The organism is Haloarcula sp. Atlit-47R, assembly GCF_003665985.1.
Lineage (GTDB): Archaea > Halobacteriota > Halobacteria > Halobacteriales > Haloarculaceae > Haloarcula > Haloarcula taiwanensis.
This window is the reverse complement of sequence record NZ_QPLQ01000005.1, coordinates 46699-61091: the sequence shown is the minus strand read 5'-3', so window position 1 is coordinate 61091 and position 14393 is coordinate 46699. Positions and strand designations below refer to the sequence as shown.

The window sequence follows — 14393 nt, the reverse complement described above, 5'->3', positions numbered from 1 at the left end:
ATGCCAACTGACGAGCGACTCAGCGACGACCAGCTACAGCGCATCGCAAACGACCTCAGAGACAACTGGCACACGGGCCGCGAAGTCGACTTCGAGGAGGCTATTGCCTTCCACGAGTCACTGCCGGCCTCGAAACAGTTCGCCAAAGTGCTGGAATCCGCCGACCAGCCGCTCCTCCAGCCACGGGCGGGCGTTCCCTGCCTCGAAGAACAGATCGATCTGCTGCGGTACCTGCAGGACGAGGGTGGCGCGGACCTCCTGCCGACGACCATCGACTCGTACACGCGGGACAACGAGTACGAGAAGGCCGAGGAGGGACTGGCCGCCTCCCGCGGCAGCGACGAGAACGAACTGAACGGGTTCCCGGCGGTCAACCACGGTGTGGAGGACTGCCGCCGGCTCATCCGTGCGCTCGACGCACCAGTCGAGGTCCGGCACGGCACGCCGGACGCCCGACTGCTGGCGATGGTCACGCTCGCCGGCGGCTTCCAGAGTTTCGAGGGTGGGCCGATATCCTACAACATTCCGTACACGAAACGGCACGACCTCGCGACGACCATCGAGCACTGGCAGTTCGTCGACCGGCTCTGTGGGGCCTACACCGAGCGCGGCGTCACCATCAACCGCGAACCGTTCGGCCCGCTGACGGGCACGCTCGTCCCGCCGAGCATTGCCATCGCGGTGATGCTCGTCGAGGGGGAACTCGCTGCGACACAGGGCGTCCGGTCGCTCACGCTGGGCTACGGACAGGTCGGAAACCTCGTGCAGGACGTGGCGGCGCTGCGCGCCCTGCGGAAGCTCGGCAACGAGTACCTCCGTGACGAGGTGACAGTCACGACCGTCTTCCACGAGTGGATGGGCGGTTTCCCGCCGGACGAGGCCCGCGCTAACGGCGTCATCAGCCTCGGCGGCGCGACGGCGGCCGTCGCCCAGCCGGACAAAGTCATCACGAAGTCCGCCCAGGAATTCCAGGGCGTGCCGACGAAGGAAGCCAACGCGGCCGGACTGCGAACGACGAGACAGCTCATCGACATGATGATAGAACAGGACATCGACCTCGGGGGTATCGAAGAGGAACAGGCGCTCATCGAACGGGAGACGCGCCACCTGATGGACGCTATCTACGAAGCCGGCGGCGGCGACGTGGCACAGGGGGTCATCAACGCCTTCGACAGCGGCGCGCTGGACGTGCCGTTCGCGCCGAGCGACGCCGCCAAGGGGGCGGTATTGCCGGCCAGAGACGACGACGGCCGGGTCCGCATTTTCGAGTTCGCGGACCTCGCGCTCCCTGACGAGATCAAGGAGATTCACGCCGCCCGGCTCGGCGAGCGGGCCGAGACCGAGGGCCGCGACCAGTCGTTCCGGATGGTCGCCGACGACGTGGACGCCATCAGCGACGGGAAGCTCATCGGGCGTCCAACGGGTGACAGCAAGCCCGCAGGGGGGGCCAGCGATGCGGATTGAGGACGTTCGAACAGTCCCGGGTCTGTCGGGCTTTTTCTTCGACGACCAGCGGGCCATCAAGGACGGCGCGACACAGTCCGGGTTCGCCTACGACGGCCAGCCCGTGACCGAGGGGTTCGACCGCATCCGCGAGGCCGGCGAGGCGCTCATCGTCGAACTCGAACTCGCGGACGGCACGGTCGCGACCGGCGACTGCGCCGCGGTCCAGTACTCCGGTGCAGGCGGCCGCGACCCGCTGTTCCGGGCCGAGGCCTACCGCCCGGTCGTCGAGGGGCCCGTCGCCGACGCCCTCCGCGGGCAGGATTCGACGGAGTTCGGGGCCAACGCGACGATGCTGGAAGAGATGAGCGCCCAGCGCTCGGGCGGCGACCAGCTGCACACGGCGGTCCGCTACGGTGTGTCGCAGGCGCTGCTGAACGCCGCCGCGCAAGCGCGGGGCGTGACGCCGACGGACGTACTTGCAGACACCTACGAGACCGAGCCGGCGACCTCTCCGGTCCCGGTGTTCGGCCAGTCGGGCGACGAGCGGCGTATCAACGCCGAAAAGATGCTCATCAAGGGCGTTCCGGTGCTGCCACACGGCCTGTTCAACAGTGTCGAGAAGGTCGGAGAGGACGGCGAAGGGCTGCGAGACTATCTCGCGTGGCTCTCTGACCGGGCGACGACGCTCGGGCCGGAGCCGTACTCGCCGCGCTTCCACGTCGACGTGTACGGCATCCTCGGCAAGGTGCTGGGCCCGCCGTACGACCGGACCGAGGTGATAGACTACTTCGAGACGCTTCGGGAGGCAGCCGCGCCGTATCCCCTACAAGTGGAGGGCCCGATGGACGCCGGCGGGCGGGCGGAGCAGATATCCCGAATGGCCGAACTCCGCGAGGGACTGGCCGATGCCGGCGTCGACGTGGACATCGTCGCCGACGAGTGGTGTAACACCTTCGAGGACGTGCAGGCGTTCGTCGACGCGGAGGCGGCCGACTTGGTCCAGGTGAAGACGCCGGATCTGGGCGGCATCCAGCGCTCGGCCAAAGCGGTGCTGTACTGCGACGGGACGGACACCCGCGCCTACGTCGGCGGGACCTGCAACGAGACGGTCACCTCGGCGCGGGCCTGCGCCCACGTCGCGCTGGCGACCGACGCCGCGCAAGTGCTCGCAAAGCCCGGGATGGGCTTCGACGAGGGCTTCATGGTGGTCACCAACGAGATGCGCCGGGCGCTTGCCAGACGAGACGCCGCCCGGGAGGTGCCGGCCGATGACTGAGTGGTCCGACCCCGACGCCATGGACCTCTCGGACAGCGAGACGTTCGACGCGCTGCTTGACCGCGCCGACACCCGGGAGAAGGGCCACTTCTTCGAGTTCTTCTCGGAGGGCGACGAACTCGCTCACGACCCCGGCCTGCGTCTCTCCCACCACGGCAGCGAGCAGTGGATGGGCCAGACGCTCAACCACGACCCGGCGTACTGGCGGGCCGACACCGCAGCGGAGCGCGGCTTCGAGAAGCGCCCGGTCCACCCGGACTACCTGCTGGCGTGCGTGATGGGCGTCACCGTCGAGGACCTCTCGGAGAAGGGCGGCTACTTCCTGGGGCGCGACGACGTGGAATTTCACAGACCGGCAACGGCAGGCACGCCGCTGTCGGTCACCTCGACCGTCGTCGACACACGTACGTCCTCGTCCCGGCCGAAATACGGCATCGTGACGTGGGAGACAGCGGGCCGGAACCGCGAGACGGGCGAAACGCTGGTGTCCTACCGGCGAACGAACATGATTCCGCGCCGCGAGCCGGCGGCGACCGACGGCGGCGCGGTCGGCGAGCAAGACGAGGGCGGTCCGACGCTCCCCGACACGCTCCTCACGCCTGACGGCGAACGTTTCGAGGACTTTCAGGCAGCCCTCGACCGCGCCGACGCAGAGAACGCCGCCGTCGCCTACCGCCACGAGCGCGGGCGGACGATGGACGACCAGTTGGTCGCCGGCCTGCCGCTGGCGACGCTCAACACCGCGCGCCAGCACCACAACCGCGACGAGATGGCGGACTCGCCGTCGGGTGACATCGTCGCGTACGGCGACGTGACTCGCTCGATTGCGCTGGCCCACGCCCGCTCCGACGAAGCGACATACCGCGAGCAGCGGTTCGCTGACGAGCGGTTCCACGACTTCGTCACGCTCGGCGACACCGTCTACGGCTTCACGCGCGTCCTCGACTGTGACCCCGAGGCCGGGCCGGAGCGGGCCGGCGCGGTCACCTTCGAACACGTCGCGTTCAACCAGGACCAGACCCCGGTCTACTCGGGCCGGCGAACCGCACTCATCCAGCGAGACACATGACACGACTCTGCCGCACCTTCCAGACCGCACCGGCCGCGATACCGAACGACAACAGCGCGAAGTTCCTCGTTTCGGGGCTCACCAGCGAGGGGTTCCAGGCCCCCGACTGGCTCGTCCCCGACATCGAGGACGGCACCGCCCCGTCAATGAAAGGGGAAGCCGTCGACAACATCGTCGAGCACGTCCCCGACCACGCCGACGAGTTCGCTGGGGACATCCTCCCGCGCGTGGAGTGGGCCTACGACGACGCCGACGCCCGCGAACGCGGCATCGAGCAGGTGACTCGTCTGGCTGAGGCGGTCGGCGAGGAACTTGACGGCTTTGTCTTCCCGAAAACCGGTCGGCTCGACGACGTGCGTGACGCTGCGGGGGTCGTCGCCGACGCCGAGCGCGACGCCGGGCTTGCTGAAGGGACGCTGGAAATGGCAATCATTCTCGAAACGGCCCCCGGCCGCTCGGACCTCCGGGAAATCTGCCAGTACGCCGCCGAATCCCGGCTCTCCGGGCTCGTGTTCGGGCCGGTCGACTACACGGCGGAACTCGGCGGCCGCGCGCTCGACGGCGAGCGGCCCCGCTGGGACGGCCTGCTGGAGGCGCTCTCGAACGAGACGAGCGCGGCCGACATCGTCGCCATCGGCGGCCCCTTCGACCAGCTGTTTCACGAACGGGCCGGCGTCACCTACTACAACGCCGAGGGCTACGCCGACCAGGTCGAACACGAGGCGACCATCGGCATCGACGGCTCGTGGTCGCTCCATCCCAAGCAGACCGAGCAGGCCAACCGCATCCACATGCCCACGACCAAGGAACTGGAGCGGGACCTCCACAAGATAGAGTCGTTCAACGAGGCCAAACGGGAGGGGACTGGCGCGGTCGTCGTCGACGGCCAGATGGTTGACGAAGCGACCTACAAGAACTTCGCAAACACCGTCAAAACTGTCAGAGCTATCGACGAGACCCATCCCCCCCAGACCGAGGAGTACTACGATGACGACCTGCTGGCACGAGCGAGGGACGTGGAGCTTATCTTCGGCTAAGTCAGCAACAGCTTTTTATTCGAAATAGTTCCCCAGCCGTTGGGCTGCCTCGTCGACCCGTGGTGTCACCAGCGCAAATCTGACCCAGTCGCTTCTGGACTCGCCGAACGCTTCGCCGGGCATCCCGGCGACGCCGGCCTCATCGATGAGTTCGTACACGTTCTCGAACGACCCAGGGAAGTCGGGGAACCGCGCCATCACGTAGAAGCCGCCTTCCGGGCGGTTGTACTCGGCTCCGGCCGCCGCCAGCGCGTCACAGAAGGCGTCGACCCGGCCTTCGAGACGGCGTCGGCAGGCGGCGTAGTAGTCCGGGCTCGTCGTCTTCAGCGCCCGCAAAACGGCGTACTGGGCCGGCCGACTCCCGGTGACGTTCGTGAGCATGTGCTGGGTGCGAGCACGCTCCAGAAGCGAGCCCGTGGGACCGTCTTCCGGTGGGAAGATCGCGTAGCCGACCCTGAATCCCGTTATTGCCATCGTCTTCGAGAGGGAGTTGGTGGCGACGACGTGGTCGGAGTCGGCGTGCAGCGCCGAACTGAACCGGCCCGCGTAGTCGAAGTGGTCGTACACCTCGTCGCTGAGCAGCAGGGCGTCGTACTCCTCGGCGATGGCCGCGAACTCGGCTATCGCGTCGGCGTCGTACACCGCGCCGGTGGGGTTGTTCGGCGAATTGACGACGATGACGGCCGTCTCCTCGCTCGCGGCCGCCCGCACGTCCGAGGGAGCGAGTCGGTTGTGGTCGTCGACCGGGACGAACGAGATGTCCGCGCCGATGAAGTTCGCCCGGCCGGCGTAGTAGGGGTAAACGGGGTCAGTCAGGAGAATCTCGTTGCCATCGAAGTAGTGGAGCCCGCCGGTCATCGCGAGGTGGTTCGCCTCGCCCGCGCCGTTGGTGACGAGGACGCGGTTCCGGTCCACGCCCCGCCGAGCGGCGATTTCGTCGCGGAGCGGCGTCAGCCCGACGCTGGGCGGATACTGGTAGTCGTCGGCTGGGGCCTCGGCGTAGTCCCTGAGCCCGTCCCGAAGGCCCTCCGGCGGGTCCCAGTCGGGATTGCCCGACACCATGTCCACCACGTCCCGGTCGGCCCGGGCCGCGTACTGCATGACCCGGAAGAACTGGGGTTCCGTGTAGTCCATACGGGTTCTGTGGCCGCCGGCCCCGTCTGTTTTTCTGTCTATTGGCGGACGTACAGCGTCAGCCCGCCAGCCGCCAGCAACAGCAGTCCCCACAGGAGGTCCGACCCCGGCAGGACCCAGAGGAACAGCGTCACGAGGCCCGACGTAACGAGTGACCAGCCAAGCGTCGTCTGATAGCTCATACCCGCAGTTGTGTCTCCGAACTGAAATACCCCGGCCTGCCATGAACGCTTATTCGCCCGTCACGACAACTACCGCCAATGGCAGACGACACAGCGAACCCAGTCGAGAAGCGCGTCGGCAAGCGTCTCCGAGAAGCTGATGCCACAGTCGCTACCGCGGAGTCCTGTACCGGTGGCCTTGTTGGCTCAAAAATAACGGACATCCCCGGCTCAAGCGACTACTTCGACCGCTCGCTGGTCACCTACTCCTACGAGGCCAAGCGGGAACTGCTGGCCGTCTCGCGGGAATCACTGGATGCTCACGGTGCAGTGTCAGAACCGGTCGCAGCGGAGATGGCTCAGGGCGTTCGCGACACCGCCCGAACCGACTGGGGCGTCGCCACGACCGGCGTCGCCGGCCCCGACGGTGGCACACCGGAGACGCCCGTCGGGACGGTCTACATCGCCGTCGCCGAGGCCGCGCCGTGGGGGACAAACGAGTCCGGCGTGACGGTGTCCCGCTACGAGTTCGACGGCACCCGTCGCGAGGTCAAGGCGGCCATCGCGACACAGGCGCTCCGGGACCTGGAAACCGCCTTACAGGAGTAGTAAGCCCTTTCAGTCGGGACACAGACGGTCAGGTAGATGAACAAACGTGGGCACGTCCTGAACGCCGTCCTCCTGAGCATCGGACTGGGGTACGTTCTCGACCCTTCGGGCGACGTGACAACTTTCGCGACAATCGCGGAAGTGTTTCTTCCCATCGTCCTGGGCGCACTGTTCCCCGATGTCGATACGGCCTTCGGCAAGCACCGCAAGACGCTGCACAACATTCCCGTCCTCATCATATTCCTGGCCCACCCACTGTATCACGGCGGCAATCTCCAGTGGGTGTGGCTCGGTGTCCTCACGCATTACGTGCTGGACTACTTCGGCTCCCGTCGGGGCATCGCGCTGTTTTACCCCATCTCGGACACGGAGTACGGCTCACCGACGGGCGTGACAACGTCCAGCGACCGCGCCGAAGCTGTTACCGTCGTGATTACCGCCTTCGAACTACTCGCGGTCGCCCTGCTCGTCCACGTCCTCCCGCAGTACCTGCCGCCGGTGGTCAGAACCTTCGTCGTCGACAACAGCGCATTTCTGGTTTAGTACACCTTCACATCGTTGAACCGACCGTCGTACGCGACATGGTCGGGGTGCGTCGGCTCGGTCCCCTGCAGCATCAGCCGGTCGAACTTGCCCCACGTGTTTTCTAGCCCCAGATGTGCCCACTCGACCGCCCGCCGGAGGTCGTGTGAGAGCCCGTCGCGATGGAACAGTGACCGCTCAACGTCGTTTTTCAGCGCCGTACTGAGCGCCGCCACGTCGTCGAACGCCTCGGCAAAGGTCACGTACGCCTCACCGACAGTCCCACGGACGTGGGCATACGACGAGACGAACGGCTCGTGACCGGTTTCCGACGTGAACGACTGCGCGCGGTCCCGGTGGTGGGCCAGTTGTTTGGGGTTGTACACTTCCAGCGCGTCGATACTGTCCTCATACGCTTCAATATCATCCAGTCCGAGACTGACGTTGAGAAAGCCGGGATGGGGGACGAGGACGGCGGCGTCTTGGCGGTCCAGCTCTCGCATCGCGCCGTCGAAGGTAATGAAATCTGGAATCGGCTCTTCGAGACCGATGGCCAGTACGTGCCGGCGCTGTTGCCAGGTGCCAGTAAAGATCTCTCTGGCTGGAAACACTGTCAGCTCTTCGTCGGAAAACGCCTCTGCTTGCTGCCGTATCTCCGGGAGCCGCGTGAAATGCGGCGCGTACACCAGCCCGTCGAGGCCACGTGCCTTCGCGCGCTCGACGACCCGGTCGTCGAGTACTTTCACGTGGAGATCAACGGCGTACCCCTCGGGTTGCACGGTCGACGCTAACTCCGTACTGCCATTAGGGGTTTCCGTTTCGGCAGTCTGCGAGACAGACGGCTGACAGGTGGCAGCCAACGTTTTTAACCCCGCGTCGCCTGCCACTGAGCAAATGCCACGCTGGGAGTGCGACATCGAAGGGGACGACAGACAGTTCGACCGCGTCGAGGAGCTCATCATCCACCAGTCGGTCGAACACGACCGCATCGAGTGCAAGGTCTGTGGTGCCGTTGTCCCCGACGGCTACTTCGCTATCAAGCACGCGTTCGACGAACACTCCCGCGCGGAGTACGTTCGCGCCTACGACGCCTCCGCCGCCGAGGTCCGCCGCCGCGAACAGATCAAGGAGTCCGTCGAGGCCGCCGCCAACATGAGCGAAGTCATCGACCGACTGGAAGGCGGCGAAGCGTAGCGACTGCCGTTGTGTTACCGCGTCGCCTGACCTGCACAGTGGTGACTGGAAACCAGTTTGAAACCGCTATGTGATCGCTTTTCCGCGGCGTACACCGCTCCGATTCGGGTTGAACGGAGAGCTATCGCTCTTCGGAGTCAAGAACCCGAATCTGGTCACCACGCACGGTAACCGGAATCGGGACCGTCGCCTCGTACAGTTCGACGGTGACCTGGTCCTTGCCCTCGTCGATGCGCTGGACCTGTGCCTTCTCGCCCTTGAACGGGCCGGCGATGAGTTCGACGATGTCGCCCTCTGCGATCCCTTCCACGTCCGGTTTCGGGGAGAGGAAGTGCTCGACTTCCGCCATCGAGGACTCGCCCTGCACGACGCCGTTAGCGTGGGGAATCTCGTCGAGGATACGGTCGAACACCGCAGCGTCGTCGGCTTCCACCATCACGTAACTCGTCAGCGAGTCCGGCGCGAGCGCGGCGTGAATCTCGTCTTCTTCCCGGGAGATGATCATGTCTGCGACGGTGCGTTCCTGGCTGGCCGTGGTTTTGACTGCGTAGATACCCATCGGTTTACACCGGCTTGCTGCCAGGTACGAAGGTCATCACGGCGAAGATGATGAACCCGAGCAGTCCGACCAGCGCGATGCCCGCGCCGGCGATTTTCGCGATCTGGGAGAACTCCTCCCACGACGGCGTACTCGCCAGTTTGAGTACGCGGATGTAGGAGGTGAGATCGTATGGAACGTCCATAGCGGGTCGTACCCACTGGTGGCTTTTCTATATTGTGGTGCGCGGCGACGACTCGAACCGCTCACAGCGTATCGCGTCGCTGAAAAGCGTAGTCGACAGAAGGGCCGACACCCCGGAACGGGCGTACAGAACCCGTTCGGTCAGTCGTCAGTCAGCGCAGTTCCGCCCGCTCCGTGGGTCCCCAGGTCGCCCCCGTCACCGGCATCGTCGGTTTCGAACTGGTCGATAAGCTCCTTGAGGTCAGTCGCCTGACTGGAGAGCGACTGTATCTTCTCGGTGACCTCCGTGATCGACGCCGTCTGTTCCTCGGCGGACGCAGCGACGTTTTCTGCCTCGGCGGATGTCTCCTCGCTGATCGAGCCGACTTCCTCGGCCATCGAGACGACTTCTTCCATCGAGGCGGCCTGTTCGTCAGTCGCGTCGCTGATAGCCTGCACACCGTCGTTGGCCTCGTTGACCTGCTGGACGATACTGGTCAGCGCGTCGGTCGCGTTCTCGACCGTCTCTTTCCCGGTGTCGACGCTCTCACCCATCTCCTGCATGTCCTCGACGGTGGTGTCCGTCCGGGACCGGATGTCGTCGATCATCGACTCGATATCAGTCGTCGCTTCCTGCGTTTCCTCGGCGAGCGTCTTGATCTCGCGGGCCACGACGGCGAACCCTTCGCCCGCCTCACCGGCCCGCGCAGCTTCGATGTTCGCGTTGAGCGCGAGCATATTCGTCTGTTCAGCGATTTCGTCGATAAGCGTCGTAACCTCGCCGATGCGCTCCATCTCCTCTGCGAGGGACTCCACCTGTTCGATAGCTTCGGTGGACTTCCGTTCGAGCGCCTCAATTTCGGCGGCGGCCTGCTCGGCGTATTCGCGGCCGGACTCGCCGTCGTTGACGGCCTGCTGGGACTTCGACGCGACTTCGTCGGTCGACGAGGTGATTTCCTCGACGGTCGCCGACAGGTCGGTCATCTCGTCGCTCACCTGCTGGATGTTCCGGTTTTGCTCGTCAGCGCCTTCGGCGATCTGTTGCACCGACTCACTCACCGACTCGCTGGCCGACCGCACTTCCTGTGCGCTCGCGGAGATCGTCTCCGTCGAGCTGTCGACAGTGCCGGCGAACCCTTCGATGCGGTTGACTGTCCGTTCGAGTTCCGCAATCATCTCGTTGAAACTTTCCGCGATGTCGACCATCGCGTCGTAGTCGCTATCGGTGGCCATCCGCTGGGTGAGATCCCCGTCTGCCGACTTGTCCATCACTTTGCTGAACTCGGCCGCCTTGGCTTCGAGGGCGGCTGCCATCGACTCGGCGTCTTCTTTTGCCGCCTCCGCCTCATCTCTGGCAGCCTCGACGTCGGTAATCAACGCCTGGATGTCCTCGCCCATCTCCTCTAGCGCCGCACCGAACTCGCCGGGGATGCTCTCGTCCAGCGCCGGGTCGTCGAACCGCTTTGCAGCGAGCGCGTCGGCCTGGTCTGCGGCGGTCGTCAGATACGTCTGCATCGATGCGAAGGAGTCGTACAGCTGTCCCATCTCGTCGACGCGAGTAGTCTCCGGGAGGGTGCTGTTGATCTCACCTGCGGCGATATCCTCTGCGCTTTCAGCGACACGGGCGAGTGCGTTCGCGGTTCCGCGTCCGATTGTCACGCCGACGACGAACAGCGCCCCGACGGCAAGCGCAAGCAGAAGCGCAATGTTCTGGGAGACAGCCGACTGCAGTGCGAACGCGCGGTCCTGGGGCACGTGATACAGCAACGCCCATTCAGTGCCGGTCACCGGCGTGTACGCCATCACGTACTTTCCGTCTTCCATGCCCGTTCTGGCAGAGACGGATTTGTAACCGGTTTCGCCGTTCAGCGCCGCCTCAACGCTCGTATCGGTCGCGTCTCCGGTTGCCGCGTACTCTTCGAGAATCGAGCTTTTCCGGTTGTCGAGTATGATCTGGCCACCTGACCCGACGACTTTCACGTCGCCCGTCGCAAACGGTGACGTGAACTCATGAGAGCGCGCCTCAAGCGACGCCGTCAGTACGACGTATTCGTCGCTGCCAGAGACAGGCTGAACGAACGCGATGACTGATTCATTACCGCTCTGGTATGCTTCGGACGTGTCCGTCGGTCCTGACGAGACGACTGCACCACTCGCGTCCGTCCACGGGTCGTCAACGTCGCTCAGTGCGACGCCGTTCAGGTCGTCGTCAGTGCTGGCGGTGACTGTGCCGTCAGCAGCGTCGACGTAATGCAGCGCCCGGACGTCTCCGGGAAGCCCGATGAGCTTCTGTTCGAGCCACCGCTGGTGTTCTGTATCCGAGGTTGACTCGGACCGGTCGCCGATAGACGCCGCGAGGAACGATGCCGTGGATTGCTTGTTCGAGACCCAGCTTGACACGGAACTGGACTGAGACTCCGCAACGCCGAGGATCTGCTCCTCGGTCTGTGACTCGACCAGCGAGCCCGTGTCGAGGTGGATCGCCGCGCCGCCGAGGGCGAGGATGACGACCACACCGAGCAACAGGACGCCGAACTTCGCGGCGTAGCGCCGGCGAATAACGTCAGGGAGCGCACGTTCCGTCGCCTGTACCAGCCGGCTGGGGAGTGAACTCATTGATTGCCTCCTGATTTGAAGAACCGTGACTGCAGTAGCTCCAGCGACTCGACCGACCCGTTCGTGACCCGTTCGATCAGGTACGAACTCAGCGGTTCGAGGTTCGCCGTCAGGTCAACGCTTCCGGACGCGCCCTGATAGTTCACCGCTCGACCTGCCTCGGTGAGTGACCGAACACGACCGAAGTCGCCGACTGAAACAGTGTGTCCAGACCCGCCGGAAACCGACTGAATGGTCTCGGCGATTGCCGGGCCGCTGGCTTCACCGGCCTGTTCGGCGGCACACGCCATCAAAAACAGCGCGTCATACGCGTTGACCGAGTACGCTCTGGGCTGGTCGATATCTGAGAGCCGACGGACGAGTTCGAAGTACGCTTGCGTCCGTGCAGAGGACAGCGACGCGCTGTAGAACCCGTCGTAGTACGACGGGAGGTCGCCACCGAACATCCCTGCAGACAACACCCACGGAACATCGTGCTCCGACTGGCTGTATGCGTCAAGGATACCCCGCTCCTGCCCGGAGACGCTGGTGAAAGTGACGGCATCAGGGTCGTTCTGGAACACGTCCGCAAGCGTGTCGTCGAACGACTCCGACGACGGGTCGTACCGCACATCGGCGACGACCTCGGCGTCCAGCGCCTCACGCTGTGCCGCTGCCAGTCCAGCACCGAACGAGTTGTCGATGCTCAGTAATGCGACGGAATCAGCGTTGATGTACAGCGGGTCGTCGACGACCTTCGCCATCACCACCGCTTGCGTCCCGTCGCTTGGCACCGTTCGGCCGAAGTATTTCCGCCCGTTGGCTCGACCGGCAGTCGATAGCTGCGGGGCAGTACTGGCGGGGCTGACCTCCATAATCTCGTCGCTGGCCGCCTCCGGCGCGAGAGCGAGCGACGCGTCACTGACAAGACCACCGACGAAGCCAATGACGCCACGGTCGACGAGTGTCCCGTACTGCTCGACAGCGGTTTCGGCGTTCGCTTCAGTGTCAAGGATGGTCACTTCGACATCATTCCCGCGGATACCACCGGCCGCGTTGACATCGCTTGCTGCCTGCTCAACCATGCGCTTGCCGTGTTGCCCGAGTGGGGCGAGCGCACCACTGAGCGGGAGGAGCGCGCCGAACTGCACAGTGCCACCGCTCCCGTTCAGGGACCCAAGGCAGCCAGATGAGATGCCCAAACCCCCGGCTGCCAGACATTTTTTGAGTACACCACGCCTCGAATCCGAGTACATGAACAGAGAATCTGAATTTCCGGATAAACGCTTTTCGGCGGGAGTATCATTTATGATAGCAAAAATGTAGATAGAGCGGCACGTAACGGCGATTAGAGGAAAATAAAACCGAGGCGGCGAGGCAGATTAGTCGACGTAGTCGATGTCTTCGCCGAGTTGCTGGGCGGCCTTCTCCTGTTCGGCCTCGCTCTGACCGTAGATCTGTGGACTCTCGACGCCGGTGACGACAATCATCGTCTCCATCTTGCCCTCGAACTCATTGTTGACCGACGCGCCCCAGATGATGCGAGCGTCGGGGTCGATGCGGTCGTAAATCTCCTCGACGACGCCCTCGGCTTCCTCGATGCTCATGTCGGGACCACCGACCACGTTGACGAGCGCGGAGTTCGCGCCATCGAACTCCACGTCGAGCAGCGGCGAGCGCAAGGCAGAGCGGATGGAGTCCTGGGCCTTGTTTTCGGAGTCGGATTCGCCGAGGCCGATCATGGCGACACCGCCGTTCTCCATGATGGTCCGAACGTCGGCGAAGTCCACGTTGACGAGGCCGGGCTTGGTGATCAGTTCGGTCATCCCCTTGACCGAGCGCATCAGCACACGGTCGCAGATCTTGAACGCGTCCTGCAGCGGCATGCTGGGTGCGTAGTCGAGCAGACGGTCGTTCGGGACGACGATGACCGTATCAGAGACGGAGCGGAGGCGTTCGAGGCCGGCGTCAGCGTTGGCACGGCGGCGCTCACCTTCCGCGGTGAACGGAATCGTGACGATGGAGATGGTGAGTGCGCCGGCTTCCTGTGCGGCCTGTGCGACCACCGGGGCCGCGCCAGTCCCGGTGCCGCCACCGAGACCGGCGGTGACAAACACCATATCCGAGCCGTCGATAGACTGCTGGATATCCTCGATATCCTCCTGTGCGGCCTCCTCACCGATCTTCGGGACTGAACCGGCCCCGCGGCCGCCGGTTCGCTTGCGGCCGATGAGAATCTTCGTGTCAGCAGACACCTCGTCGGCGAGGTGCTGTGCGTCGGTGTTTGCGGCGACGAGCTTGGCCCCGTGGATGCCTTCCTCCATCATCCGGGTGACCGTGTTCCCGCCGGCACCGCCACAGCCGACAACCGTGATCTTCGTCTCCAGGTCCTTGACGACGCTTGCCAGTTCCTCGTCGGACATCGTCCCCGACGTCGACATGTCCTGTGACGGCGATGATGTGGTTTCGTTGACAGTTCCTCCGTCCGCGTCCTCCCCGTCTTGTTCTGCCTCGTCGATAGCGTCGTCAATTATCGAATCCATAATTTAAAGCGTCCTTGCAGACGAATAGTTATTAGTTTTCCCCCTCTGTCTGACGCTCGTCTGACGTGTTGATCCCCAGTTTCGGC

The 14393-nt window shown here is 64.6% G+C and carries 15 protein-coding genes; 7 read left to right on the top strand and 8 right to left on the bottom strand.

All coding sequences use genetic code 11. The features are described 5' to 3' along the window. Genes DVK00_RS17315 through citE form a run of 4 tightly spaced genes read left to right on the top strand, consistent with a single transcriptional unit; the run spans nucleotide 1 to nucleotide 4828 of the window. Nucleotides 1–1464 carry a methylaspartate mutase subunit E gene (locus tag DVK00_RS17315; protein WP_121578096.1) on the top strand — a complete coding sequence of 488 codons (1464 nt, stop codon included), beginning with the start codon at nucleotides 1–3 and terminating at the stop codon, nucleotides 1462–1464. Beyond that, nucleotides 1454–2722 carry a methylaspartate ammonia-lyase gene (locus DVK00_RS17310; protein ID WP_121537754.1) on the top strand — a complete coding sequence of 423 codons (1269 nt, stop codon included), beginning with the start codon at nucleotides 1454–1456 and terminating at the stop codon, nucleotides 2720–2722. Before DVK00_RS17315 ends, DVK00_RS17310 begins: the two co-directional genes overlap by 11 nt. Further along, on the top strand, nucleotides 2715–3791 hold the full coding sequence (gene mch / locus DVK00_RS17305) for a 2-methylfumaryl-CoA hydratase (RefSeq protein WP_121578095.1): 1077 nt from the start codon (nucleotides 2715–2717) through the stop codon (nucleotides 3789–3791). Before DVK00_RS17310 ends, mch begins: the two co-directional genes overlap by 8 nt. Continuing rightward, entirely contained in the window at nucleotides 3788–4828 is a 1041-nt protein-coding gene (gene citE / locus DVK00_RS17300; protein ID WP_101349931.1) for an L-malyl-CoA/beta-methylmalyl-CoA lyase, read from the top strand. The genes mch and citE overlap by 4 nt, the downstream gene beginning before the upstream one ends. Before the next feature lie 15 nt (nucleotides 4829–4843). On the opposite strand, the gene DVK00_RS17295 is transcribed toward citE, so the two are convergent. Together DVK00_RS17295 and DVK00_RS21835 are read right to left on the bottom strand one after the other, a co-directional pair. Beyond that, nucleotides 4844–5962 (bottom strand): pyridoxal phosphate-dependent aminotransferase, encoded by a 1119-nt coding sequence (locus DVK00_RS17295; RefSeq protein WP_121578094.1) that lies wholly within the window; start codon nucleotides 5960–5962, stop codon nucleotides 4844–4846. A gap of 38 nt (nucleotides 5963–6000) precedes the next feature. Then, complete coding sequence (locus DVK00_RS21835) at nucleotides 6001–6144, bottom strand: hypothetical protein (RefSeq protein ID WP_198560230.1); 144 nt, start codon at nucleotides 6142–6144, stop codon at nucleotides 6001–6003. Nucleotides 6145–6222: 78 nt separating this feature from the next. Here DVK00_RS21835 and DVK00_RS17290 point away from each other — a divergent pair, with 78 nt between their 5' ends. Next, on the top strand, nucleotides 6223–6732 hold the full coding sequence (locus tag DVK00_RS17290) for a CinA family protein (RefSeq protein WP_101349933.1): 510 nt from the start codon (nucleotides 6223–6225) through the stop codon (nucleotides 6730–6732). Between the two features lie 36 nt (nucleotides 6733–6768). Then, nucleotides 6769–7275: a metal-dependent hydrolase gene (locus tag DVK00_RS17285; protein ID WP_101349934.1), complete on the top strand. Its 507-nt coding sequence runs from the start codon at nucleotides 6769–6771 to the stop codon at nucleotides 7273–7275. Here the strand turns inward: DVK00_RS17285 and DVK00_RS17280 are convergent. Further along, nucleotides 7272–8033 carry a PHP-associated domain-containing protein gene (locus DVK00_RS17280; protein ID WP_121578093.1) on the bottom strand — a complete coding sequence of 254 codons (762 nt, stop codon included), beginning with the start codon at nucleotides 8031–8033 and terminating at the stop codon, nucleotides 7272–7274. The two genes, DVK00_RS17285 and DVK00_RS17280, sit on opposite strands and share 4 nt — an antisense overlap. A 115-nt stretch (nucleotides 8034–8148) precedes the next feature. On the opposite strand from DVK00_RS17280, the gene DVK00_RS17275 reads away from it, so the two are divergent. Further along, nucleotides 8149–8448, top strand: a complete 300-nt coding sequence (locus tag DVK00_RS17275) for a hypothetical protein (protein WP_004516837.1) — start codon at nucleotides 8149–8151, stop codon at nucleotides 8446–8448. 121 nt (nucleotides 8449–8569) lie between these two features. On the opposite strand, the gene DVK00_RS17270 is transcribed toward DVK00_RS17275, so the two are convergent. The 5 genes from DVK00_RS17270 to ftsZ form a co-directional block, all read right to left on the bottom strand. After that, nucleotides 8570–9007, bottom strand: coding sequence for a transcription elongation factor Spt5 (locus DVK00_RS17270; protein WP_053968046.1), 438 nt, complete (start codon nucleotides 9005–9007; stop codon nucleotides 8570–8572). A gap of 4 nt (nucleotides 9008–9011) precedes the next feature. Beyond that, entirely contained in the window at nucleotides 9012–9191 is a 180-nt protein-coding gene (locus tag DVK00_RS17265; RefSeq protein WP_004516835.1) for a protein translocase SEC61 complex subunit gamma, read from the bottom strand. Nucleotides 9192–9331: 140 nt separating this feature from the next. Further along, a complete protein-coding gene (locus DVK00_RS17260; protein WP_121578092.1) occupies nucleotides 9332–11785 on the bottom strand; it encodes a methyl-accepting chemotaxis protein in 2454 nt (817 codons plus the stop codon). After that, a complete protein-coding gene (locus DVK00_RS17255; RefSeq protein ID WP_232794539.1) occupies nucleotides 11782–13020 on the bottom strand; it encodes an ABC transporter substrate-binding protein in 1239 nt (412 codons plus the stop codon). Before DVK00_RS17255 ends, DVK00_RS17260 begins: the two co-directional genes overlap by 4 nt. Before the next feature lie 126 nt (nucleotides 13021–13146). Beyond that, nucleotides 13147–14307: a cell division protein FtsZ gene (ftsZ, locus tag DVK00_RS17250; RefSeq protein ID WP_121537766.1), complete on the bottom strand. Its 1161-nt coding sequence runs from the start codon at nucleotides 14305–14307 to the stop codon at nucleotides 13147–13149. Between the last annotated feature and the right edge of the window lie 86 nt (nucleotides 14308–14393).

Coding starts and splice junctions, on each gene's coding strand:
- DVK00_RS17315 (WP_121578096.1), top strand. CDS start 1: ATGCCAACTGACGAGCGACTCAGCGACGACCAGCTACAGCGCATCGCA.
- DVK00_RS17310 (WP_121537754.1), top strand. CDS start 1,454: ATGCGGATTGAGGACGTTCGAACAGTCCCGGGTCTGTCGGGCTTTTTC.
- mch (WP_121578095.1), top strand. CDS start 2,715: ATGACTGAGTGGTCCGACCCCGACGCCATGGACCTCTCGGACAGCGAG.
- citE (WP_101349931.1), top strand. CDS start 3,788: ATGACACGACTCTGCCGCACCTTCCAGACCGCACCGGCCGCGATACCG.
- DVK00_RS17295 (WP_121578094.1), bottom strand. CDS start 5,962: ATGGACTACACGGAACCCCAGTTCTTCCGGGTCATGCAGTACGCGGCC.
- DVK00_RS21835 (WP_198560230.1), bottom strand. CDS start 6,144: ATGAGCTATCAGACGACGCTTGGCTGGTCACTCGTTACGTCGGGCCTC.
- DVK00_RS17290 (WP_101349933.1), top strand. CDS start 6,223: ATGGCAGACGACACAGCGAACCCAGTCGAGAAGCGCGTCGGCAAGCGT.
- DVK00_RS17285 (WP_101349934.1), top strand. CDS start 6,769: ATGAACAAACGTGGGCACGTCCTGAACGCCGTCCTCCTGAGCATCGGA.
- DVK00_RS17275 (WP_004516837.1), top strand. CDS start 8,149: ATGCCACGCTGGGAGTGCGACATCGAAGGGGACGACAGACAGTTCGAC.
- DVK00_RS17270 (WP_053968046.1), bottom strand. CDS start 9,007: ATGGGTATCTACGCAGTCAAAACCACGGCCAGCCAGGAACGCACCGTC.
- DVK00_RS17265 (WP_004516835.1), bottom strand. CDS start 9,191: ATGGACGTTCCATACGATCTCACCTCCTACATCCGCGTACTCAAACTG.
- DVK00_RS17260 (WP_121578092.1), bottom strand. CDS start 11,785: ATGAGTTCACTCCCCAGCCGGCTGGTACAGGCGACGGAACGTGCGCTC.
- DVK00_RS17255 (WP_232794539.1), bottom strand. CDS start 13,020: ATGTACTCGGATTCGAGGCGTGGTGTACTCAAAAAATGTCTGGCAGCC.
- ftsZ (WP_121537766.1), bottom strand. CDS start 14,307: ATGGATTCGATAATTGACGACGCTATCGACGAGGCAGAACAAGACGGG.